17 protein-coding genes are annotated in these 22,357 nt (G+C 25.0%); 10 read left to right on the top strand and 7 right to left on the bottom strand.

What is annotated here, in order from left to right:
* Positions 1 to 32 precede the first annotated feature (32 nt).
* A complete protein-coding gene (locus KQY27_RS08210) occupies positions 33 to 911 on the bottom strand; it encodes an alpha/beta hydrolase (protein ID WP_224426096.1) in 879 nt (292 codons plus the stop codon).
* A gap of 605 nt (positions 912 to 1,516) precedes the next feature.
* Positions 1,517 to 1,831 (bottom strand): UPF0058 family protein, encoded by a 315-nt coding sequence (locus KQY27_RS08205; RefSeq protein ID WP_224426095.1) that lies wholly within the window; start codon positions 1,829 to 1,831, stop codon positions 1,517 to 1,519.
* Positions 1,832 to 2,901: 1,070 nt separating this feature from the next.
* Here KQY27_RS08205 and hisD point away from each other — a divergent pair.
* From hisD to KQY27_RS08170, 7 genes are all read left to right on the top strand, one after another.
* Positions 2,902 to 4,203, top strand: a complete 1,302-nt coding sequence (gene hisD, locus KQY27_RS08200) for a histidinol dehydrogenase (RefSeq protein ID WP_224426094.1) — start codon at positions 2,902 to 2,904, stop codon at positions 4,201 to 4,203.
* A gap of 9 nt (positions 4,204 to 4,212) precedes the next feature.
* Entirely contained in the window at positions 4,213 to 4,662 is a 450-nt protein-coding gene (locus tag KQY27_RS08195; RefSeq protein WP_224426093.1) for a GNAT family N-acetyltransferase, read from the top strand.
* A 527-nt stretch (positions 4,663 to 5,189) separates the two neighbouring features.
* Positions 5,190 to 6,509, top strand: a complete 1,320-nt coding sequence (aspS, locus tag KQY27_RS08190; protein ID WP_224426092.1) for an aspartate--tRNA(Asn) ligase — start codon at positions 5,190 to 5,192, stop codon at positions 6,507 to 6,509.
* Between the two features lie 337 nt (positions 6,510 to 6,846).
* Entirely contained in the window at positions 6,847 to 7,533 is a 687-nt protein-coding gene (locus KQY27_RS08185) for a queuosine precursor transporter (RefSeq protein ID WP_224426091.1), read from the top strand.
* On the top strand, positions 7,514 to 8,755 hold the full coding sequence (tgt, locus tag KQY27_RS08180; protein WP_224426090.1) for a tRNA guanosine(34) transglycosylase Tgt: 1,242 nt from the start codon (positions 7,514 to 7,516) through the stop codon (positions 8,753 to 8,755). The genes KQY27_RS08185 and tgt overlap by 20 nt, the downstream gene beginning before the upstream one ends.
* A gap of 240 nt (positions 8,756 to 8,995) precedes the next feature.
* Positions 8,996 to 10,342 (top strand): NAD(P)/FAD-dependent oxidoreductase, encoded by a 1,347-nt coding sequence (locus tag KQY27_RS08175; protein WP_224426089.1) that lies wholly within the window; start codon positions 8,996 to 8,998, stop codon positions 10,340 to 10,342.
* Between the two features lie 167 nt (positions 10,343 to 10,509).
* Positions 10,510 to 10,755, top strand: coding sequence for a type II toxin-antitoxin system PrlF family antitoxin (locus KQY27_RS08170; RefSeq protein WP_224426088.1), 246 nt, complete (start codon positions 10,510 to 10,512; stop codon positions 10,753 to 10,755).
* 153 nt (positions 10,756 to 10,908) lie between these two features.
* Here the strand turns inward: KQY27_RS08170 and KQY27_RS08165 are convergent, their stop codons facing one another.
* Positions 10,909 to 11,667, bottom strand: coding sequence for a TatD family hydrolase (locus KQY27_RS08165; protein WP_224426087.1), 759 nt, complete (start codon positions 11,665 to 11,667; stop codon positions 10,909 to 10,911).
* 341 nt (positions 11,668 to 12,008) lie between these two features.
* Entirely contained in the window at positions 12,009 to 14,414 is a 2,406-nt protein-coding gene (locus tag KQY27_RS09355; protein ID WP_224426086.1) for an Ig-like domain repeat protein, read from the bottom strand.
* Between the two features lie 1,249 nt (positions 14,415 to 15,663).
* Between KQY27_RS09355 and KQY27_RS08155 the strand changes: the two genes are divergently transcribed.
* Positions 15,664 to 16,014 (top strand): VOC family protein, encoded by a 351-nt coding sequence (locus tag KQY27_RS08155; protein ID WP_224426085.1) that lies wholly within the window; start codon positions 15,664 to 15,666, stop codon positions 16,012 to 16,014.
* A 124-nt stretch (positions 16,015 to 16,138) separates the two neighbouring features.
* Complete coding sequence (locus KQY27_RS08150; protein WP_224426084.1) at positions 16,139 to 16,897, top strand: DUF4012 domain-containing protein; 759 nt, start codon at positions 16,139 to 16,141, stop codon at positions 16,895 to 16,897.
* A 324-nt stretch (positions 16,898 to 17,221) separates the two neighbouring features.
* Here KQY27_RS08150 and uppS read toward each other — a convergent pair whose 3' ends face one another.
* A complete protein-coding gene (gene uppS, locus KQY27_RS08145) occupies positions 17,222 to 17,989 on the bottom strand; it encodes a polyprenyl diphosphate synthase (RefSeq protein WP_224426083.1) in 768 nt (255 codons plus the stop codon).
* Positions 17,990 to 18,453: 464 nt separating this feature from the next.
* Entirely contained in the window at positions 18,454 to 19,335 is an 882-nt protein-coding gene (mtxX, locus tag KQY27_RS08140) for a methanogenesis marker protein Mmp4/MtxX (RefSeq protein ID WP_224426082.1), read from the bottom strand.
* 751 nt (positions 19,336 to 20,086) lie between these two features.
* On the opposite strand from mtxX, the gene KQY27_RS08135 reads away from it, so the two are divergent.
* The gene (locus tag KQY27_RS08135) at positions 20,087 to 20,806 is read left to right on the top strand and encodes a DUF4012 domain-containing protein (protein ID WP_224426081.1); all 720 of its coding nucleotides are present in this window, start codon (positions 20,087 to 20,089) and stop codon (positions 20,804 to 20,806) included.
* A 183-nt stretch (positions 20,807 to 20,989) separates the two neighbouring features.
* Here KQY27_RS08135 and hemL read toward each other — a convergent pair whose 3' ends face one another.
* Positions 20,990 to 22,252 (bottom strand): glutamate-1-semialdehyde 2,1-aminomutase, encoded by a 1,263-nt coding sequence (gene hemL / locus KQY27_RS08130; RefSeq protein ID WP_224426080.1) that lies wholly within the window; start codon positions 22,250 to 22,252, stop codon positions 20,990 to 20,992.
* Positions 22,253 to 22,357 lie beyond the last annotated feature (105 nt).

Here is a 22,357-nt window from a genome sequence, read left to right as displayed (position 1 = left end):
ATTCTCCAATATAAACTTTTAATACCTATAATTTAATCTTCTCTTTTCAAATATGGTTTTTCATTTAAATCTAGATTTTTATTAGCTATAAAATCTTTAACAATTTCATTAAACCATTCATAATCAATAACGTTCCAAAGATGGATAGATCTATATACACTGAAAATTTTAGCATTTTTAAAGCTATTTTTTATCAAATTAGCTGATTTTTGGATTTTAGGATATTCTTTTGTTCCATATAATATTAATAAGTTACTATAATCATTCGAATTATTTTCAGAATATTCAATTTTAGGGATTTTGAATTCTAATGATTTTTTAGTAATATTGTTGAGATTATGATTATAATCATCATCAACACAGTTATTATTGATTATTTGTCTAGTTGATTCTTTTAAATCATCATAATATTGTTTTTCTAAACCATATTCAGCTAAAAGAGCTTTAATTAAAAATTTATCCGATTTCTTATCTAAGATATCTAATTTTAATCTATCAAGCATAGCTATAATTTCATTAATAAATTTTTTCCTAGGTTTTTCATAAATATTAACTCCAGTAACAATAGCTGTATCAATTAATTCTGGATATTTAGCTAATAAGTACAAAATTATCTGGCCACCAACAGAAATTCCAACCAAATGAACTTTTTTAGTTTTTGAACCAATATTGCTTTTTTCTTTAATCAAATCTTTTATGATTCGTGCAGATTTTTCTATTGAAAAATCAAGCCCATAATAGCTATTCCCATGATTTGGAAGATCTAAGTAAATACAATGATAATTTTCAAAACTATTCCTTTGATTTTTCCAAATCCAGTTACTCAATAAATTACTATGAAGAAATATAATCATTTCTTCATTAGAATTCCCTTTTTCTTCATAATAAAGATTGATTTCATTATTTTCCATAGTTATCATCTTGATTCTTAATCTTGATTCTATTTATTGTTTTATAACTTAAATAACTTGAAGTATAATATGAGATTCTAATTATTTATTTATTAAAATATTCTATTAAAATTTCTATTTATTCTTTTATGAAATTATTATATATATTATATAGTTATTGTTACAATAAAATCTTACTAAATCTGATTGTTAAAGAATGTCAATGAAAATAAAATGAAAAAATGAAAAAATAAATGAAAATAAAAAAGAAATGAAAAAGAAATGAAAAAATAAATATAAAATAAATAAAAATGAAATAAAAAAGAAATATAACATAAAAATATGGCAAATAATCCAAAAAATTGAAAAAATGTGGATAATAAGAATAAAAGAAATAAACTAACTAAATAGATATAAAATAAATTAAATAAAAGAAATAAATTAAAAAATATTTAATTAAAATAAATTTAAATTAGAATGGAAATAATAAGTATTATAAAAACCATGTTTAATAATAATAAGAATTGATAAAATCAATTAAGAAAATTAACCACTTTAAATAATGATTAAATAATGATATTACCTTTTATCCATTATCCATTGTAACCAGACTTAGTATATTTTTATTATTTAGATTCAGTAGCTATTGGAACTTCTTCCACTTTTAATTCTTTTTTAGATCTCCTAACAAGTTCAGCTAAAGCATTAGAAACGTTAGACGGAACAGACTCAGTATCTTCTTTCAAAATAACTTCTGAAATTGTGTTTGAAAGAACAAATATTGCATGTTTATGTTCAGCTTTAGTTCTGTGAATATGATGAGGACTTATATTAAGAGCAATATATTCACTACAAGAGTTAGGTATCTCACTCTCTGTTTCTAAATATTTCAAAACATATACTAAAAACTGGTGCATTTGAATCATTTCATCTTTATACATAAATAACCTCTATATATTATAATTTTAACATTCTCAGCCATAATATTATTTTTATAATCATAGCTCGATGAAATCAATTTTAAAGCACTGAAATCATTAATAATGTTCATTTATATAATTTTAAAATTAATTTTTAACATAAATTTGTACTATTAAACATTAATTTTATATTAATAATTCGTATTATTGATTTTATATTAAAATAAAATTAATATAATATCAATATTAAAATACCAGTATTATAGTATTACATCAATATCATATATATAAGATATGCTTATGATATATTTTTTACATAATATGTTATATAATATAATAATACTATTATACAAAATGATATTATATAAATAATGTATTATACAATATATGGTGTATTTTATATATTATATTATTTTTGCAATTCATGAAATATTATATTAATACATGATATTTTTTTACAATGCATATTAATTTAATTATATAATCTATGTATTAACTTATTTAAAAGGATACTATTTTAAAATATAACTATTGGTTTATTTAATGAATGTATACTATTAAAATATCCATTATACATAAGAATGTATATAATCTACAAGTGATGATTATATTTTATTAATATTTATATTTGTTTATATTTATTGATAAAATCTATTTTGAAGTAAACAATTATATTATTATACCAATATAATTTATATTTTCAAATTGTTTATAAATGTTTTTATGAACAATAGAAGATAACATAATATTTATATTATTCTAAAATTATAATATTTAATTAATACAATAATTAAGTTGTTTTAAATTATTAACTTTTTTATATCCAAAAATATCGAATTATCCTCAATTAATCATTGAAAATAATAGCAATGAGAAAAAATAAAAAAATAATAGTTAATAATGAATAATATATTTAATAATTAATAATAGCTAATGATGAATAGCTGATAATGAATAATATCTAATATTGATGACTGCTAATAATGAATAATAGCTAATAATTATAATAATAAAAAAAGTTTGTAAAATTTTATGTGAAATTTTATATAATATTTTAATAAATTCTTATTCCTAATTTATAGTTGATTTATATGGAAATTCTAGATTATAAAAAAGAAAATATAGTTAAATTAACAAAGAGATCACAAGATGATATTGAAGATGTTCTCCCTGTTGTTTCAGATATTTTAAAAAATGTTAAAGAGTCAAAGGACTCAAGCTTAAAAAAATATACTGCAAAGTTTGATAATGTTAAAATTGAAACATTTAAAGTCTCACAAGAAGAAATAGAGAATAGCTATACTAACTTAAAAAAAGAAAATCCAAAGCTAATTGAATCTCTTAAAAATGCAAGTAAAAATATAGAAGATTTCCACAAAGAACAAATTCCAAAAGAATGGAATATGGAAATTACGAAAGGGATTACAGCAGGACAGATAATTCGCCCTATTAATATTGTAGGATGTTATATTCCTGGAGGAAGAGCTGTATATCCTTCATCCATTTTAATGACAGTCATTCCTGCTAAAATAGCTGGAGTAAGTAGAATAATATGTTGTACTCCCCCACAAAGTGATGGAAAAGTAATGGATGCAATTTTAGTAGCTGCTGATATTGCAGGAGCAGATGAGATATATAAAGTTGGTGGGGCTCAAGCTATAGCTGCAATGGCCTATGGAACAGAATCTATACCAAAAGTGGAAAAAATTGTTGGTCCTGGAAATATATTTGTTACAGCAGCTAAAAAACTTGTTTATGGAGAAGTTGATATTGACTTCCCAGCTGGTCCATCTGAAGTCTTAATAATAGCTGATGAAACTGCGAATCCAGAATATTTAGCTTATGACATATTATCTCAAGGGGAACATGATCCTAATGCTTCTTGTTTTTTAGTAACTGATAGTGAAAATATAGCTAAAGAAACTAAAAAAGAAATAGAAATAAAAACACAGCAAGCAAAAAGAAAAGAGATTATAGAAGAATCCCTTGAAAAATATGGAAAAATAATATTAACTAAATCAATAGAAGAATCAATTGAAGTTTCCAATGAATATGCACCAGAACATTTAATTATAATGACAAAAAACAGTGCTACTGATCAAAAAATACTTAAAAAGATCACAAATGCAGGTTCAATATTTTTAGGAAAATATTCTCCAGTAGCTGCTGGAGATTATGGCTCTGGAACAAATCATGTTCTTCCTACAGCAAGTGGAGCTAAAATGTACTCTGGTCTTTCAACAGAATCATTTTTAAAGAAACCTACAGTACAAACAATTACTGAAGAAGGATTAAAATCTTTAGAATCTATTGTTATTCCAATAGCTGAATATGAAGGACTTTATGCTCATGCTGATTCTGTAAAAGTTAGATTAAATAAAAAAGATAAATAAAAAGTCAATATGAAAATATTAAAAATAAAAGAAAATAAAAAGGAATTTCTAGATTTGCTATTATTAGCTGATGAAGAAGAAGAGATGATAGACAAATATCTAGAAGATGGAGAACTTTTTACTTTATATGATGATGATTTAAAATCTCTATGTGTTTTAACTTCTTTAAAGGATAGTTATGAACTAAAAAACATAGCAACATATCCTCAATATCAAAATCAAGGATATGGGCAAAAATTAATTGAATTTATAATTGATTACTGTAAGTGTAAAAACAAATTCAAAAGTATTTATGTTGGAACAGGAGATTGTGAAAAAATAATCAATTTTTATGAAAAATGTGGATTTGAAAAATCCCATAAGATAAGTAATTTTTTTGTTGACAATTATAAGAAACCTATTTTTGAAGACGACAAGCAATTAATCGACATGATTTATTTAAAAAGAGATTTATATTAAAAATTATTACAATACAAATTAAAATACTAAAATAATAAACTATTAATTAATTAAAATATATTAATTAGAAATATATTAAAAATTAATATATTATTCAAAATTATATTATTATTTTAAACTATACATTTATTAAAAAATTAAAATAATAATTAATATGATAATTAAAATAATAAAATATTGATTAAATAATAAAATCTATAAAAATAAAATATGGATTAAAATATTAATTAAAATAATAATTAAATTATTAAAAATAAAATACTGATTAAGATATCAATTAAAATAATAATTAATATGATAATTAAAATAATAAAATATTGATTAAATAATAAAATCTATAAAAATAAAATATGGATTAAAATATTAATTAAAATAATAATTAAATTATTAAAATTTATAAAAATAAAATAAAAAATAATAAAATTATAATTTATGATTTACTAAAAAATATTTTATAATATTATAATTTTATAATATATTATAATATAACTTTATTTTATAACATAACTTATCAAAAAGGTGAAAAATTGACAAGATTATCCGATGATTGGAGAAGAACTCATTATACTAAAGAAGTAGATGAAAGTACAACTAACAGTGAAGTCACAGTTATGGGTTGGGTTCATGAAATAAGAGACCTTGGTGGAATTATTTTTGTGCTTATTAGAGATAGAGAAGGAATGATACAGCTAACCGCCCCAACTAAAGAAGTATCCGCTGAATTAGTAGAAACAATTAGAAAATTAAGGAAAGAATCTGTAATTGGATTAAAAGGTATAGTTCAAGAAAGTGGGAAAGCACCCAATGGTGTTGAAATCATACCAAATGAAATTAAATTATTTTGCTTAGCTAACCAACCATTACCAATGGATCCAACAGAGAAAGTAAAAGCAGAAATTGACACTCGTCTTGATTCTAGATTTATAGACCTTAGAAAACCATCAGTGAGTTCTATATTTAAAATAAAAAGTAAAATGCTCCATACAGTTAGATGTTTCTTTGAAAAAAATGGATACTTAGAAGTTAATACTCCAAAACTTGTTGCTTCAGCTACCGAAGGAGGAACTGAATTATTCCCGATTACTTACTTTGAAAAAGAAGCATTCCTTGGTCAAAGTCCTCAATTATATAAACAGATGATGATGTCAGCTGGTTTTGATAAAGTTTATGAAATAGCTCAAATATTTAGAGCTGAAGAACATGATACACTACGTCATTTGAATGAAGCTGTTTCCATTGATATGGAAGCTTCTTTTATGGATGATGTTGAAGTTATGAAAGTCTTAAATGATTTGGTCCAAGAAGTAATAATAAATGTTAAAGAAGACTGTAGTGAAGAGTTAAAAACTCTCGGAATTGATTTAGAAACTCCAGAAGGTCATTTTGAAATTGTAACTTATGATGATGCTGTTGATATGATAAATTCCAAAGATGTTCCAATGGAATGGGGAGAAGACCTATCAAGAGCAGCTGAAAAGGCACTTGGTGATATGATGGATGGATATTACTTTTTAACAGAATGGCCAACAGAAATAAAACCATTTTATGTAATGCCAAATGAAAAAGACCCAATAAAAAGTCATGCATTTGATTTAATGTATAAAGATCTTGAAATATCATCTGGAGCTATGAGGGTTCACCAACACGACTTACTTAGAGAAAAAATAGCTGAAAAAGGATTAAATCCTGATGCATTTGGAGGATATTTGAAAGCATTTGAATATGGCATGCCACCTCACTCAGGATGGGGTCTTGGAGCAGATAGATTCAACATGACTCTAACAGGATTAGAAAATATAAGAGAAACAGTTTTATTCCCAAGAGACAGACGTAGATTAACACCTTAAGTCTGTTTTTCAATTTTTTTATTTTATTTTTAATTATATTATTTTTTTTCAGAATCAATTCCTGAATCAATTTTTTATGAATTGATTTTTTATGAATTAATTTCTGAATTAATTTTCTCTGAATTGATTTTTTTAAAAATTAATTTATTTTCTTTCAATGAATTAATTATAATTTTTTAAGTATTCTATAAATCAATTTTTATATTATAGTTTTATTATTAATATTGTAAACTAATTAATTCATTAATATAATTAATTAAATATGATTAATATAATTAAATATAATTAAAAATAAAAGAGTTTAAATATTCACAATTATATTAAAAGAGGAATGATATTGAAAGAAAGAATAATGTTGTTTTTAGGAAGTAAGTTAAAAATTTCTAAATCAGAACTTTTTGCAATTTTGACAGCTTTAACAGCGACAGTTTTAATTATAAGTAATCTAGCTAGTACTAAGATGTTTGATTTTTTTGGAACTGGTTTAGTTTGGGATGGTGGAGCAATACTTTTTCCTCTTTCTTATATTCTAGGAGATGTGATTACTGAAATTTTTGGTTTTCAAAAGGCCAAAAAAGTAATTTGGACAGCATTTGCAATGAATTTAGTAGCTGTTTTAGGACTATTCATTGTTCAAATTTTACCTCCAGGTCCAGGATGGGGAAATCAAGTGGCATATGAAACAATTATAGGATTCATGCCCCGTATTGTTGCTGGTAGCTTAATAGCATTTGTAACTGGACAAATTCTTAATGCTTATGTTTTTGTTAAAATTAAAGAGATTACTAAAGGCAAACATTTATGGCAAAGGGCAATTGGTTCAAGTCTTGTTGGAGATTTGGTTGATACTTTAATTTTCACTACCATAGCATTTATCGGTACTATTTCAACCACACAATTCCTTGGATTGTTAGTTATTGCATACACTTCCAAAATCATTGGTGAAACATTATTATTACCTGTAACTTATGGTGCAGTTAAATTATGTAGAAAAGTGGTGGAAAATGACACAGAACCAATTTAGTTTTGAAATCAATGCAAAAATTCCAGATGCCTTAGGTAGAGCAGGTATTATTCATACTCCACATGGTGATATTCACACACCTAACTTTGTAGTAGTTGGTACTTATGCCAAAGTCAAGTTTCTAGAACCTCAGCAATTTCATAATATTAATGCTCAAGTAATGATTAGTAATGGATTCCATTTATCTAAAATTGATGATGAAATAGAAAAAGCTGGAGGATTGTCCAAATATTCTGGATACAACTGTCCTACGATTACAGATAGTGGTGGATTTCAAGTCATGTCATTTGGTAGTGGTTTAGGTAAAGTAATTTCAATGGACAAACGAAACATTGCTCGTGAACAATTTAAAACAGATAAAAAACGCCATTTATCAAGGGTAACAGACGATGGAGTATATTTTAAGAGAAATGAGAAAGATGATGAAAAACTTTTCACACCAGAATATTCAATGGAATTTCAACATAAAATTGGTGCTGATATCATCATGGCATTTGATGAATTAACTAACATTGGTGATAGTAGAGAGTATAATGAAGAAGCACTTGATCGTACTTATAGCTGGGCAAAAAGATGTTTAACTGAACATAAAAAATTAACTAAAGAGAGAGTTGGAAAACCTTATCAAGGACTTTTTGGTGTGTTACAAGGTGCACATTATCAAGATCTACGAGAAAAAGCTGCTCGTGATTTAGGAGCAATGGATTTTGATGGGTATGGTATAGGTGGTGCATTTGAAAAAGAACAGCTCCCTAATATTTTATTCTGGGTGAATTCAATCTTACCAGAATCAAAACCTCGACACTTACTTGGTCTTTCCAAACCAGATGATATTTTTATTGGAGTAGAAAATGGATGTGATACTTTTGATTGTGTTGCACCAACTAGAGAAGCAAGACATGGAAAAGTTTACACTCTTGATGGAGATATTAACATAAGAAATGCAAAATTTGCAGAAGATCCTTCACCTTTATTCAAAGGTTGTGAATGTCCAACTTGTAAATCTCAATACACTCGAGGTAAAATTAACAAATTATTGAAAAATAAAGATGGATTAAAAACTGAAGAGGAAATTATTAGAGATAAACAAATAGCTATAGAACTTATAACAACTCATAATGTCCATTTCATTATTAAACTTACACAAGAAATCCGTAAATCCATTATTGATGGAAACTTTTTTGATTTTCGTGATAAATGGTTAAAAAGGTATTATAAATAAATCAAAATAGTTATAAATTGATTTTTTGTTTTTTTGTGTGATAATTAATAAATTAATATAAATAATTAAAAATAATAAATTGATTTTTTATTTAATAATTAATAAATTAAAATTTTATAAATTAAAACAGTAAAAACATATTTAATTAATAAATTAAGATGAATAATTAAAATAATTAATAAATCGAAATTTTAAATAAATTAAAACAATAAAAGCATATGAAAAACAAAAAGGGAAACTATGGAAAATTATAAAGTAGCTATTATAGGTGGAGGACCAGCTGGAATGATGGCTGCAATATCTGCTGCAGAACAGCTGAAAAGTAAAAATCAAATCGTTTTAATTGAAAAAAATGATCAATTAGGAAAAAAATTACTTTTAACAGGAGGAGGTAGGTGTAATATAACAAACTTAAGTCCTATGAAAAAGATTTTAGATAAATTTGAAAAAGAAGAAAAATTTTTCCTAAAACATGGATTTTATACATTTGATAATAAAAAATTACTTTCTCTTTTTGAATCAAAAGGATTAACATTTAAAACAGAAGAAAATAATAGATGTTTTCCTATAACTGATGATTCTAATTCAATTCTAAAAATACTAAAAGAATATTTAGATGAATTTAATGTAGATATTTTATTAAATAATCAAGTTAAATCCATAGAAAAAATTGAAAATAATAAAAATAATAAAAATAATGAAAATAATAAAAAAACTTCCATTTTTACCATTAAAACAACCAATGAAACAATATATTCAGAAAAAGTAATATTAGCTACTGGAGGAATTAGCTATCCTCAAACAGGTTCAACTGGAGATGGATATGCAATAGCTAAAAACTTTAAACACACAATTTCTTGTTTAACTCCTGGTGCTATTCCATTGAAGGTAGAAGACAATTCATTAAAACAGCTGTCAGGAATAGCTTTAGAAGATGTTATAGTTTCATATAAATCTAAAAAAATATATGGAAGAGGTAATGTATTAATCACACACTTTGGATTGTCTGGCCCTCCTATTTTAGATATTAGTAAGTATATCTCAGAAAAAATTCAGATTCAAAGAAATGAATTTAATAAAGGAAAGAAAGTGGATAACACAGATGAAGAAGAGATTTTACTTGAAGATACATTTATAAATATTGATTTAGCTCCAGATATGACTGAAGATGAGTTAAATCAAAAAATAATAGCTGATTCCCAAACAAATGGGAAAACCATGATAAAGAACTATCTTAAATATTATTTAAAAAATCGTTTTATTGATTTCTTTTTAAATAAAATTAATGTTAGTGGTAATAAAACACTTAGTAATATGACTAAAAAAGATAAAAACAAAATAATAAACAATTTAAAACAATTACAAATAAAAATACACAGTTTACCAGAAAAAGCATCCATGATTACATGTGGGGGAGTAAATATTAATGAAATTGATCCTAAAACTATGGAATCAAAGTTAGATAGTGGAAAAGGACTTTATTTTGCAGGGGAATTATTAGAACCTTGTGGTCCAACAGGAGGTTATAACCTTCAAATAGCTTTTTCAACAGGTTATTTATCTGGAATTTCAGCTGCAAAGGATTGAGATAAATAGTTTTAAAGAAATATTTCATTAACAATAATTAGCATATAAAGAAAATAGAACATTAGAAAAATAAATAATCTGAAAAATAGCCCATTAGAAAAATTTTTACATTAGTTATATCATATATTATACTATATACAATATTAATTAAGAAATGAGGCAATTAAATGGATTCAAAAGTTTATAAAGGCTATCAAACTGTAATTCCATCAGAAATAAGAAAAAAATTAGGAATAAAACCTAATGACAAGATAACATGGAATTTAATGAGCGATGGAACTGTGAATTTAAATTTCAAGAAACAAAAAACAACAGAGGACCTCATAGGTTATGTATCTAGTAAAAATAAGACAGATTCAGCGAAATTAAAGAAACAATCTCAAAGAGGTTTAAACATAGATATTTATAGATAGTAGCTATTTAATAGTATTATTAAATGATAACGACAAAAATACCACAAAAAGCAAAAATATACATAAATAGGCTAAAGTTGGTAAAATAGTAAAAAAGTTTATAAAATAGATAAAAGTTGATAAAAATATAAATAATATTTAAAAAAATTGTAATTAAATATCAAAAACACTTTTAGCTGTATTTTCTGTGATTTTATCAATAGTATCAACTGATTCTTCTTTGATTTCAGCTAACTTCTCAATTACATAAGCTACATTAGCAGGTTCATTTCTGTCTCCTCTTTTTGGAGCTAGATATGGACTGTCAGTTTCAGTTAATATATTTTCTATTGGAATATCTTTAGCTAATTCTTGATGATGATTTGAATAACAGATCATTGTAGAAAATGAAGTATAATATCCTTCTTCTATTAATTTTTTAGCTGTTTTCAAGCTACCACTATAACAGTGAAATATAACACTTGGAATATTATCATATTCTTTAACAATATTAAATGCCTTTTTTTCACAATCTCTTGCATGAATAAGAAGTGGAATTTCATATTCATTTGCAAGTTCTACAAATTTTGTAAAAATTTCTCCTTGGCGAGCTCTTTCAGTTTTATCTTTAACATAGAAATAATCCATTCCTACCTCGCCAATAGCTACAATATCATTTATATGTTCTTTTATATATTTTATAACTAGGTTTAAGTCATCAGAATCACTTTGTCCAGAACTAACTGGATGAAAACCAAAAGTAGGATATATAAATCCTGAGTATTCTTCTGATAGTTTTAAAGCTCTTTCGTTTCCTTCAAGACTAGTTCCAGAATTTATCATTGCACTTAGCTTTTCTTTTGCTCGTTTTATTGTTTCTTCTCTATCTTCGTTAAATGGTTCAAAATCAATGTGACAATGAGTATCAATCATTATATCATACCTAATCTTTTATTAATTAATGTTAAAATTTTATAGAAATTCTAATATTATTAGCTTTTATTAAATGAAATACTTTTAAATTTTATTAAAATGTTTTTTATAAGCTATTGTAATATTTTATTAAATAAATTTACATTTGTTTAATTTAATATTTATAACATTTTTATATATTTAAAATTTTATAAATTTTTTACATAAAAAAGTAGTATTTTAATAATAAATATTTGATTTATTTTGTATAATAAATAGATAATAGATAAAAATGAGTAAAAATGAATAAGAATAAATAAAAAAAGGATAAAAGATTTAAATTTATCCTTTAAAGATTGTTTTTAGTGTTTTAAGCTGATTGATTTTTTGTTGTTAGCTAATATTATTTCTTTGTTTTTGTTTTTTGGATCTACTTGGAAGTGTGCTATGCAGTATCTGTGGTTTGCTTTGTCTGGGAAGTAGCTGACGATTATTGATATTTTCTTTCCTGGAGCTATTGATTTGATTTTAATGTATTTGGTTTTGATTTTGATTCCTTTTCTCATATGGAAAAGAGCCAAAACAGTAGATTTAGATTTTAAACTTCCAGTATTAGCTATTGTAACTCTATAAGTTGACACTCTTTTCTTAAATGATAATTTTTTGATTGATAAGATTCCTAAGTTGGTTTTAGAGGTTATTTTTTGTACTGCTTTGGTTGTTGATGATTTGTAGTTGTTGTCTCCTGCAAATTTAACTGTTAGAGTGTGTTTTCCACCTTTTAATCCAGCTATCTTGAATACAGCTATTCCTTTGTTGTTAGTTGTTGCAGTGTATGTTTTTCCATTGATTTTTAATGAAACTTTTTTGTTTTTGAGAATGTTGCCGTTTATGTCTTTTAAGGTTACTTTTATATTAGTTTTTTTACCTTCATTAATAGTAGGTGCAGAAACAGTAATAATAGTATTTTTTTCTAATACTGCATTAATTGTTGCAGTAGTATTGGATTCACTGTAAAAAATGGTTTCTAAAGTATTAGTAGTATTAAATTCTTCAAGGGTTGCAAAAAGATTGTATGTACCTGTTTTAGGAATGTTGTAGGTAAATTCAGCAATACCATTGTTGTTGGTTATTGCAGATCCTATTAATTTTCCATTAGCATAGAAATTAATAGTTGCACCAACAATAACATTACCATTATGACTATTAGTAGCTTTCACTCTTATGGTAACTTTATTGCCTGAAACAGTAGTATTAATAGCTAAATCTGATTGAATATTAATAATATTTCCTGAACCATCTATATCACCATTATTAACAATATCATCTCCAGAATTTCTAGAAACAGTATTGTTTTCAACAGTAGCATTACCATTATTAATTATACCATCACCAGCATTATCATTAACAGTATTACCATCAATAATAGCATTACCTTCATTAGAAACACCATTACCACCATTACCAACAATCTCATTATCAACAATAGTAGAATCACCACCATTACCAGTATTCACACCATCACCAGAATTGCCAGAAATATTATTACCCTCCAATGTAGCATTACCATCATTAAGAATACCACCACCATCATTATCAGAGATAGTAGTGTTAATGATATGAATTGAACCTGTATTGTTTACAGCATATCCTTGGCTAGATTTCAAAGTATTATTTGTTATAATACTATCATAAATAGTCAAATTCCCACCTATACCACCACCATTACAATAAACAAGATTACCTTCAAAAATAGTATTATTTGCAATAATATTATTATAAATCGACATGGTAGCACTTGTATAGATTAAATGACCACCATAAATTGTATTATTACTAAAAGTACAATTAACTACAGAATAATTTTCAACATTATTGAAGATTAAAGAACTTTCATTTACAGTACTATTGATGAATGTACAATTAATTAAAGCACTGTTATTACCACCATTTCGAATGGTAGCACCCGAATTAGGTGCACTATTATTGATGAATATAGAATTAATTATAGTCTTATTAACACCATAACTGTAGATTGCACCAGCAAAACTATTTAATGCATTATTTCCATTGAAATAAGAGTTAATTATGCTTAAATTAACAGCACCATTGTAGATTGCACCACCAGATATTATTGCTGTGTTATTAGTAAATTCAGAATTAATTATATTCATATTATGACCCGAACTGTAATAATTGAAGATTACACCACCACGACATGCAGTATTGTTGATAAATGTACAATTATCGACAGTAATGTTACTTCCAGCATTGTAGATTGCGCCACCATAGCCATTCGAAGAAGTTGAATTAGTTACTTCATTATTTGAAAATGTACAGTTTATGAGTGTCATCTTAGTAGCTCCATAGTTGTTGTAGATTGCTCCACCATTGCCTATAACATTTGCATTCAGGAATGTTATGTTTATGAATGTTACATTAAGGTTATTTCCTATTGAAAAAATCCTGCTGAGTCTTTGTGCATCCAGGATGACTTTGTCTTTGGTTTTTCCTTGAATTGTAATGTTTTTATTAATTGTCATATTGGTATTGTTGTTACCTGTGTATATTCCTTCTTCTAGTTCAATTATATCTCCATGAATTGAATCATTGAGCGCTTTGCTTATTCCACCAGAAGTCTGATTATCAATAGTAGTAGTGGTAGCTGCAAAACCAGCTTGCAAACTAATTACAGCAAATAAAATAATACTCGCTATAATTAATGTATGAGTTATAATTTTTTTATTTTGTTTAATAATTTTATTCACCTCCCCATTTATGGGATTAATTTTTTCGAAAATTCTAAAATGTGATGCAAAAAAGAATAAAATAGTCCCTAAAAAAAGAATTTAAAATAAGGGGTGAATAATTATCTAAAAAAATTCTTAATAGAACATATTTATCCTTTTTAATAAATCACATTTACAAATTTTTTTTTGATTAATATAAAACCATTAATATAATTAATAAACTCTCCCGAAAGTTAACATCTACTAATTAAATTAAAAAAAAGAGCATTTATTCAAATATCATTGCATAATAGCCCCTCTAATCTTATATAATCATGAAAAAATTACTCAAAAAAAATAATCATGATAAATTATGATAACCTTTTCATCATTATATAAATAAGACATAATATAACTAAAAAAATATAATAAAAAATAACCCCTCTAAAACAATATAGTTTTGAAAACCCCTCCTTTATCAAAGAATAATATTATTACTAAAAAATTTACTTCGTTATATTCAGGTTAAACGAACTAACTTACTATTTTTTAAATATAATTACTATAAAATTGATTTACAGTTCATACAAAAATATTCTAACAATTATAAAATTTATTAAATATTCAATATTTTTCATATAATTTACCTTTAATAAAGAAAATCTCCCTCTATTTTTCCAAATCATAGCTATTTTTTCTTAATTTTACTTCGTTTAACCTGAATTAAACGAACTAAGAAAAAATATGATTAAACTATATTAAATAATGAAAACAGCTATCAATAACTGAATTCAATATTTAATATAATAGCAATTTAGTAATGTTTATTTTACTAATACAATTATATTGGCAAAGAGATATATAAAGATTGCGATTTTGTAAAAAATACTTTACAATAGAAAATATAAACATATAACTAAAAAACCAACACAATTTTACAAAAAACACAAAACTAAAAATACAATATATAAAAAAAGAAGATATTCCATATCCATTCTAAAATATTAATAAACTATTATAATAAAAATAAGAAATAGAAAATATAATAATTAGTATAATTAACGAAAATCATTATTTATTCAATGAAAAAGCTATGAATAGCTAGATATAAAAGATAATACAATATTGATAACTAATAAATATCTTTAATATATACATCATTTATAATTAAAATTTTATATTAAAACTATATAGTGAAAACAGCTATATTTATATAAAATCATACCCAATAATAGATAAGGATAATAATAACTAATAATAAGTAATAATATAATCAAACTGTGATAAAATGAAAATAAAGTACAGTACAATGATAGTTAAAGATATGGAAGAATCAGTACACTTTTACAAAGATAAATTAGGTTTTGAAATAGATAGTGAATATAATCTTCCTCAGGGGAAAATCACTTTATTAAAAGGTGAAGGAGATACCCTAATAGAATTAATAGAAAACGAATCATTTGATATTGGTCTTTATTCTGTAGGCATGGATGTTGAAGATATGGATACTGAAGTTGAAATGCTTAAAAATAAAGGAATTAAATTTGAAATGGAACCTATTGAAATAACAGTAGGGTCTATGGCACTATTCAAAGACCCTAATGGAGTTAATATTGTTCTAGTTCAACATAATGAATGAAAAATAAAAAATAGAAAAAATAGATAAAATAAAATAAAGAAAAAAATAAAAAATAAAAAATAAAAAATAACTAAACAAAAAAGAATGATTTTAAAATTTTACTATTTTAATGGGCTGAGATAACATGGAAAGGAAAAATAAACTTATTATAGCAATCCTGATTGTAGCTGGTATTGGGATACTTGCTTTGGCATGGGGAACTTTTTTAGGAGGTCCTAACTTAAATGATGGAAACAGGACAATTTTAGTATTAGGTGTTGACAAAGGTGAACAACCAGGTTTAGGTGGTTTGGATATGGCATTTTTGATATATATGCAAAATGGTGAAATAAAAAAATATGAACCTGTATATCCTGGACAAATGAGACACCCTACACAACCTGCTCCAAACAACATATATTCAGGTACAATGCGACTTCATGATTCATTATGGTCCAACCATAAAGAAGGAACTCCAGAATATGATCGAGATGTAAGGCAAGGTATGGAATATGCAAAAGAAACAGTAGCTGCAGAAACTGGAGTAAAAGCTGATGCAGTAGTAGCAGTCACAAATGTGGGATTAGATGCAATTTTAGATTCAATTAGACCATTTAAAGTTAATGGAGAAGTTTCTGATCTTGATTCAACAAGCATTATAAGAGAAAATGACAATTATTCAGGTTATAAAGGTAGTAGTAACAGTAAAGGAACAATGTCAAGAGGAGATGCAGTAATGGTATTAATAAAAGCTATTACACAAGCTGCAACAGACCCTTCAAAAAAGAATACAATGATTAAGGCTGCTTTAGATGAATATAATAAAGGAACAATAATCATGGAGCCTCAAGGATCTTTTATGGGTTTATTAGCTTCAAAAGGTCTTGAATCTCTAACAAGTTAGAATACATAAACATAGAAAAATAAAATAAACCTATAAAAATAAAACAAATATACAATAACAAAACAAACAAATCACAATAAATAAACAAACTAAAAAAACAAAACGAACATAAAAGAATAAAACAAATACTTAAAAATAAAATAAACACATAAAAATGAATAAATATATAAAAAAGGTTAATAAAATCAATTTAACCTTTTATTCATTTATTTTTATTTAAATAATATTATTAAAATAAAATTTGGATCTATGATAATATTCAAAGATCTTTATAGAATTAATATTGTATTAGTTAATATTAAATTAATTCAAAATATGACTAAATTAAACCCCATATCTTCTTTCTCTTTGTTGATAATCACGAATAGCTCTTAAAAAGTCAACTTTTCTTAGTTCAGGCCATAAACTATCACAAAAATAAAGTTCAGAATATGAAGATTGCCATAAAAGGAACCCACTAAGACGTTCTTCACCACTAGTACGAATAATTAAGTTAGGGTCTTCAAGTCCTGCAGTATAAAGGTTATCACTTACTAATTTTTCATCAATTTGATCTTCAGTAATTTTTCCATCTTTAACATCTTTAGCTATCTTTTTTATAGCATCTACTATTTCAAGACGACCATCATAACCAATAGCTAAATTAAATAATTTTTTATTATAATGTGCAGTTGATTCTTCTGCTTCTAAAATAGCTTCCCTAACGGTTTCGGGTAAAAGATCAAGTCTACCAACTACTTTAACTTTTACTTCATTTTTATGAATTTTTTCATGAGAAACAATTCTTTTAAAGTTTTTTACAAATAAATTCATCAAACCTTCAACTTCTTCAGCTGGTCGATTAAAATTCTCAGTTGAAAAAGCATAAGCAGTTACTATCTCAATTCCAAGATCAATACTCCAATCAAGAACTTTTTCAAGTGTATCTACTCCAATTTCATGCCCTTTAATAACATTTATATTTCCCTGAACACGAGAATATCTTCTATTACCATCCATGATAATAGCTATGTGTTTAGGCATACTATTTGGATCCAATCCTCTTGAAATCCGCCATTCATATAGTTGATAGATTGGTTTCAGTATATCCATTATTTTCTCCTTAAAATATTTTAATTTATGTAATTTCTTATAATAATTAATTTTTTAAAACAATTTTACAATTAATTTAAATAATTTTAAAATAATTTATATTTTACAATAATTTATAATTATAAAATTATATTTATAAAATTTATATGATTATATTTTAAATGATTATATTCCAAACGATTATAATTATATCTATAAAATTTATATGATTATATTTTAAATAATTATATTCCAAACGATTATAAAATTATATTTATAAAATTTATATGATTATATTTTAAATGATTATAAAAATAATATTTATAAATTTAATTAATAATATATGATAATCTATATTAGATTTATATTAGATTACATTATTATGATTATTTTAATTATTTTAACATCCTATTTTATATAAGTATATGTTAGCATATAAACTTAAATATTCATAAATATTTTTCTAAATTATAAAAATTAAGAGTTTATAAACTTTTATTGACTAAACTCTGTGCAAACTTCAATGCACGAATATATCCTTCTTTTGTTTGATCACGACTAGTATCTATGAATATTTTATCCATTCCAAGAGCAATTGCACCATAACTTTCCCATGAACTTAAAAGAACAAGACTTCTAAATATTATATTGCCTATGATTCCATCAGGAGCAATGATAATATTATTCCCTTCTTTAACAGCTTTTTCTATTAATATATAATAATTTTTCACAGAAAAATCTGAAAGAAATTCTAGATTCAAAAGTGAATTTTCAATTTTTTCTACAAGTTCTTCACTTTCTTCAATTGATTTATCAATAGTTGAGCTTCTTCCCAAATCTTCTTTTCTTCCATCAGCTAAAATAGCTATTTTAGGAACTTTATCAATTTTATTCATGAATTCAGCTGCATAAATAGCTAAATTCAATTTTTCATCAATACTATCTCCTTCATCAATACCTACGGGTCCAAGTAAAAACTCTTGGTTTTCACTGGTATTAGCTTTAATATAACTAGCTCTATATATTGGTTTATTTATTTTTTCATCTGATTTATCAGTTTCATTTAAATCGTTTAAACCATTCAAATTATTCAAATTATTTGAACCATTTAAACTATTAGAATCATTTGAACTATTCAAATCAGTCAAACTATTTGTAGCATTCATATTTAATTCTTTTAGATTTTTTAAAATATTAAAAGATTTTAAGGACCCTCTTATAATAGCATCGAATTTTTCACTTTTTAAACCTTGAATTAACTCTTCATCAGACTTAGCTAATTCAATATTGAAATTTTCGTCCCTATTTAATAATTCTGCTGCTAATAGAGCATTTTTATTCTCACCACAACCTATTAATAAATTCACCATATCTATTTATATCTTTTTTATTATTTTTATAATTATAGAATTTAATAACTTAAGATTTTAGAATTTTAAAAATTTTCAAATATTATAATTTCAAAATTTAATATTTTTCAAAAAAATAGTAAATTTTTGAATATAATAAATTTTAAAATTAATCTATTTTATTAATTCTAACAATAATTAACAATTAAATAATAATGTAAATAATTTATAACTATAAATCTATAATTTAGAAAATATTCAAAAATTAAATAGCAGAAAAAAATATTTAAATAAAAAAATAATGTAAAAAAGAAAGAACAACGTTTATTTCAAGAAATAAAGTATAAATTGTCTAAAAATCAAATGTTATTATTAAAATTATAGTTATGAAAATAAAAAACAAAAAATATCTAATTTTATATATTAATAGAAAAGGTTATATTTAATGAAAACAAATAAATAATGGATAAGTAATATTAGTAGATAATAAGATTACTTATAGTATGATATAATAAAAAATTATATGATTCATTATTAGTATTTATATCAAATTATTTATTATTACTTAATCAATTAATAACTACTTTTAAGATAGTTTATTTTTAAAAATATGGGAAATAAGTTATTTATCCTATTAACCAATTTTCTTTTGTATATTTATAATTAAATTACAAAGTGGAAATTGTAGAGCAAATTAAAAATAAAAAAATAAAAAAAAACTAATCAAAAAAAAGCAATTTTAAATTTACTATTTTAAGTAGGTGGTAACATGGAAAGAAGAAATAAACTTATTATATTAATTATGGTTGTAGCAGCTATTGGAGTACTTGCTATAGTTTGGGGAACTTTTTTAGGAGGCCCTAACTTAGCTCAAGGAGATAAAAGTATTCTAGTATTAGCTGTTGATGAAGGTGAAAAAAGACCAGGTATGGGTGCTGTAGATATGGCATTTGTAGTTGAAATGAAAAATGGAAGTATAGCTAATTATACTCCAGTATATCCACATGGAATGAGGCATCCTACTCAAGCAGAACCTGCCGAAGCGCAAGCTCAAGGTGCAGGATCTAAGCTACTGCTTCACGATTCCCTATGGAGTAATGATACAGAGCAAGGAATGGAATATGCAAAAGAAATTGTAGAAGCCAACACAAATTTCACACCAGATGCAGTTGTAGCAGTTAATACAGAAGGATTAGATGCAGTTATAGCAGCTGCTGGACCAATTAAAGTAGATGGAAAAGAAGCTAATATTAGTGCAGTTGATCTTGTAAGAGAAAACGACCAATTACATGGTGGAAACATGACTCGTGGACAAGCAGTAATGGCACTTGCTTCAGCTCTCTCAACAGCAGCTAATAATCCAACAACCCGTAATGCAATGGTACAAGCTGCTTTAGATCAATTCTCAAAAGGAAACATCGTAATGGTTCCTCAAGGATCCTTTGTTAGCTTAATGGCTTCAAAAGGTCTTGGATCCATTATTGGATAAAAATAAATTCAATTATAAAGTTAGATTAACCTTTAGGTTATTCTTAACTTTAAATTTTAATTTTAATATCTAAATTTTAATTTATATCTTTAATTTTCAATTTAAAAAAAAAAAGAAATTCTATTTTTAATAATCTATTTTTAATATATTTAATTCTAAATATACTATTACTGATTTTTACAATTATTTCCAAGCTATTTTTAAAGAATCTTCAATAGCTATTATCAATTTTTCTAAATCTTCATCATTATGAGAAGAAGATAAAAAATTACATTCAAATTGGCTTGGAGGAATAAATACTCCGTTTTTCATCAATTCATGAAAATAAGTCGAAAATCTATCAGTATCTGATTTTTTAGCTATTTCATAGTTAGTTACTTTTTCTGGATTGAAATATATCTGAAACATTGAAGCTAAACCAACTGGTTGAATATTTAAATCTAATTTTTCAACTATTTTAGATATCTCATCTCTTAAATAATTTCCTTTTTTATTTAAATCCCTATAAAACTCTTGATCCAATTGATTTAAAGTAGAAATTCCTGCAGATACAGAAACAGGATTTCCATTAAAAGTTCCAGCTTGATAAACATTTCCCTGTGGAGCTATCATACTCATAATTTCTTTTTTTCCTGCAAAAGCACCCATTGGGAATCCTCCACCAATAATTTTACCCATGGTAACTAAATCTGGAGTAACAGAATAATAAGTTTGAGCACCTCCACGAGATAATCTAAAACCAGTTATCACTTCATCAAAAATAAGAATTATATTATTTTCTTCTGTAATTTCTCTTAAAAATTTTAAATAACCTTCATTTGGTTCAACACAACCAATATTCCCCATAACTGGTTCCACAATAATAGCAGCTATTTCATCTTTTTCATCAGCTATCAATTTAGTGATAGCTTCTTCATCATTGAAAGGACAACTAAGAGTGTTTTTAGTAGTATCTTCAGGAATTCCAAGAGAATCTGGAAGAGTAGCTGCTCCAGAACCTGATTTTACAAGAACATAATCGTGTGCACCATGATAGCTACCTTCAAATTTAACAATCTTATTTTTACCAGTAAAACCTCTGGCTAAACGTATTGCACTCATTGTAGCTTCAGTTCCAGAATTAACAAATCTAACCATTTCAGCAGCAGGAACTCTATCTATAACCATTTTAGCTAATTTGATTTCATTTTCAGTTGGTGCTCCATATGTAGTTCCATTTTCAATTTGTTTAAATACATTTTCTCGAACCAATGAATTTCCATGTCCTAATATTAAAGGGCCATAACCTAAACAATGATCAATATAATCATTTCCTTCAACATCCCATAAATGAGATCCTTCTGCTTTTTCTACAAAAAAAGGATAAGGTTCAAATGATCTTACAGGCGAATCAACTCCACCAGGCAAATATTTTTTAGATTCTTCAAATAATTCTTTAGAATTCATGATATCTCCATATAATTTTAATAAATATTATTGATATTACTAATTGGTAGTAATTATTTACAATTAGTAGTAATTAGTAGTAATTAATAGTGACTAGTAATAACT

It is taken from the genome of Methanobrevibacter sp. TMH8, from assembly GCF_020148105.1.
Lineage (GTDB): Archaea > Methanobacteriota > Methanobacteria > Methanobacteriales > Methanobacteriaceae > Methanobinarius.
Note: the sequence above shows the minus strand (reverse complement) of the source record. Positions and strands in the feature narration are given on the sequence as shown.

Bases quoted from the DNA above. Each gene is read 5' to 3' on its own strand.
- KQY27_RS08195 (WP_224426093.1), top strand. From the start codon at position 4,213: ATGAAAATATTAAAAATAAAAGAAAATAAAAAGGAATTTCTAGATTTG.
- KQY27_RS08175 (WP_224426089.1), top strand. From the start codon at position 8,996: ATGGAAAATTATAAAGTAGCTATTATAGGTGGAGGACCAGCTGGAATG.
- tgt (WP_224426090.1), top strand. From the start codon at position 7,514: ATGACACAGAACCAATTTAGTTTTGAAATCAATGCAAAAATTCCAGAT.
- hemL (WP_224426080.1), bottom strand. From the start codon at position 22,252: ATGAATTCTAAAGAATTATTTGAAGAATCTAAAAAATATTTGCCTGGT.
- hisD (WP_224426094.1), top strand. From the start codon at position 2,902: ATGGAAATTCTAGATTATAAAAAAGAAAATATAGTTAAATTAACAAAG.
- KQY27_RS08170 (WP_224426088.1), top strand. From the start codon at position 10,510: ATGGATTCAAAAGTTTATAAAGGCTATCAAACTGTAATTCCATCAGAA.
- KQY27_RS08135 (WP_224426081.1), top strand. From the start codon at position 20,087: ATGGAAAGAAGAAATAAACTTATTATATTAATTATGGTTGTAGCAGCT.
- KQY27_RS08205 (WP_224426095.1), bottom strand. From the start codon at position 1,831: ATGTATAAAGATGAAATGATTCAAATGCACCAGTTTTTAGTATATGTT.
- KQY27_RS08155 (WP_224426085.1), top strand. From the start codon at position 15,664: ATGAAAATAAAGTACAGTACAATGATAGTTAAAGATATGGAAGAATCA.
- uppS (WP_224426083.1), bottom strand. From the start codon at position 17,989: ATGGATATACTGAAACCAATCTATCAACTATATGAATGGCGGATTTCA.
- KQY27_RS08210 (WP_224426096.1), bottom strand. From the start codon at position 911: ATGGAAAATAATGAAATCAATCTTTATTATGAAGAAAAAGGGAATTCT.
- KQY27_RS08150 (WP_224426084.1), top strand. From the start codon at position 16,139: ATGGAAAGGAAAAATAAACTTATTATAGCAATCCTGATTGTAGCTGGT.
- KQY27_RS08165 (WP_224426087.1), bottom strand. From the start codon at position 11,667: ATGATTGATACTCATTGTCACATTGATTTTGAACCATTTAACGAAGAT.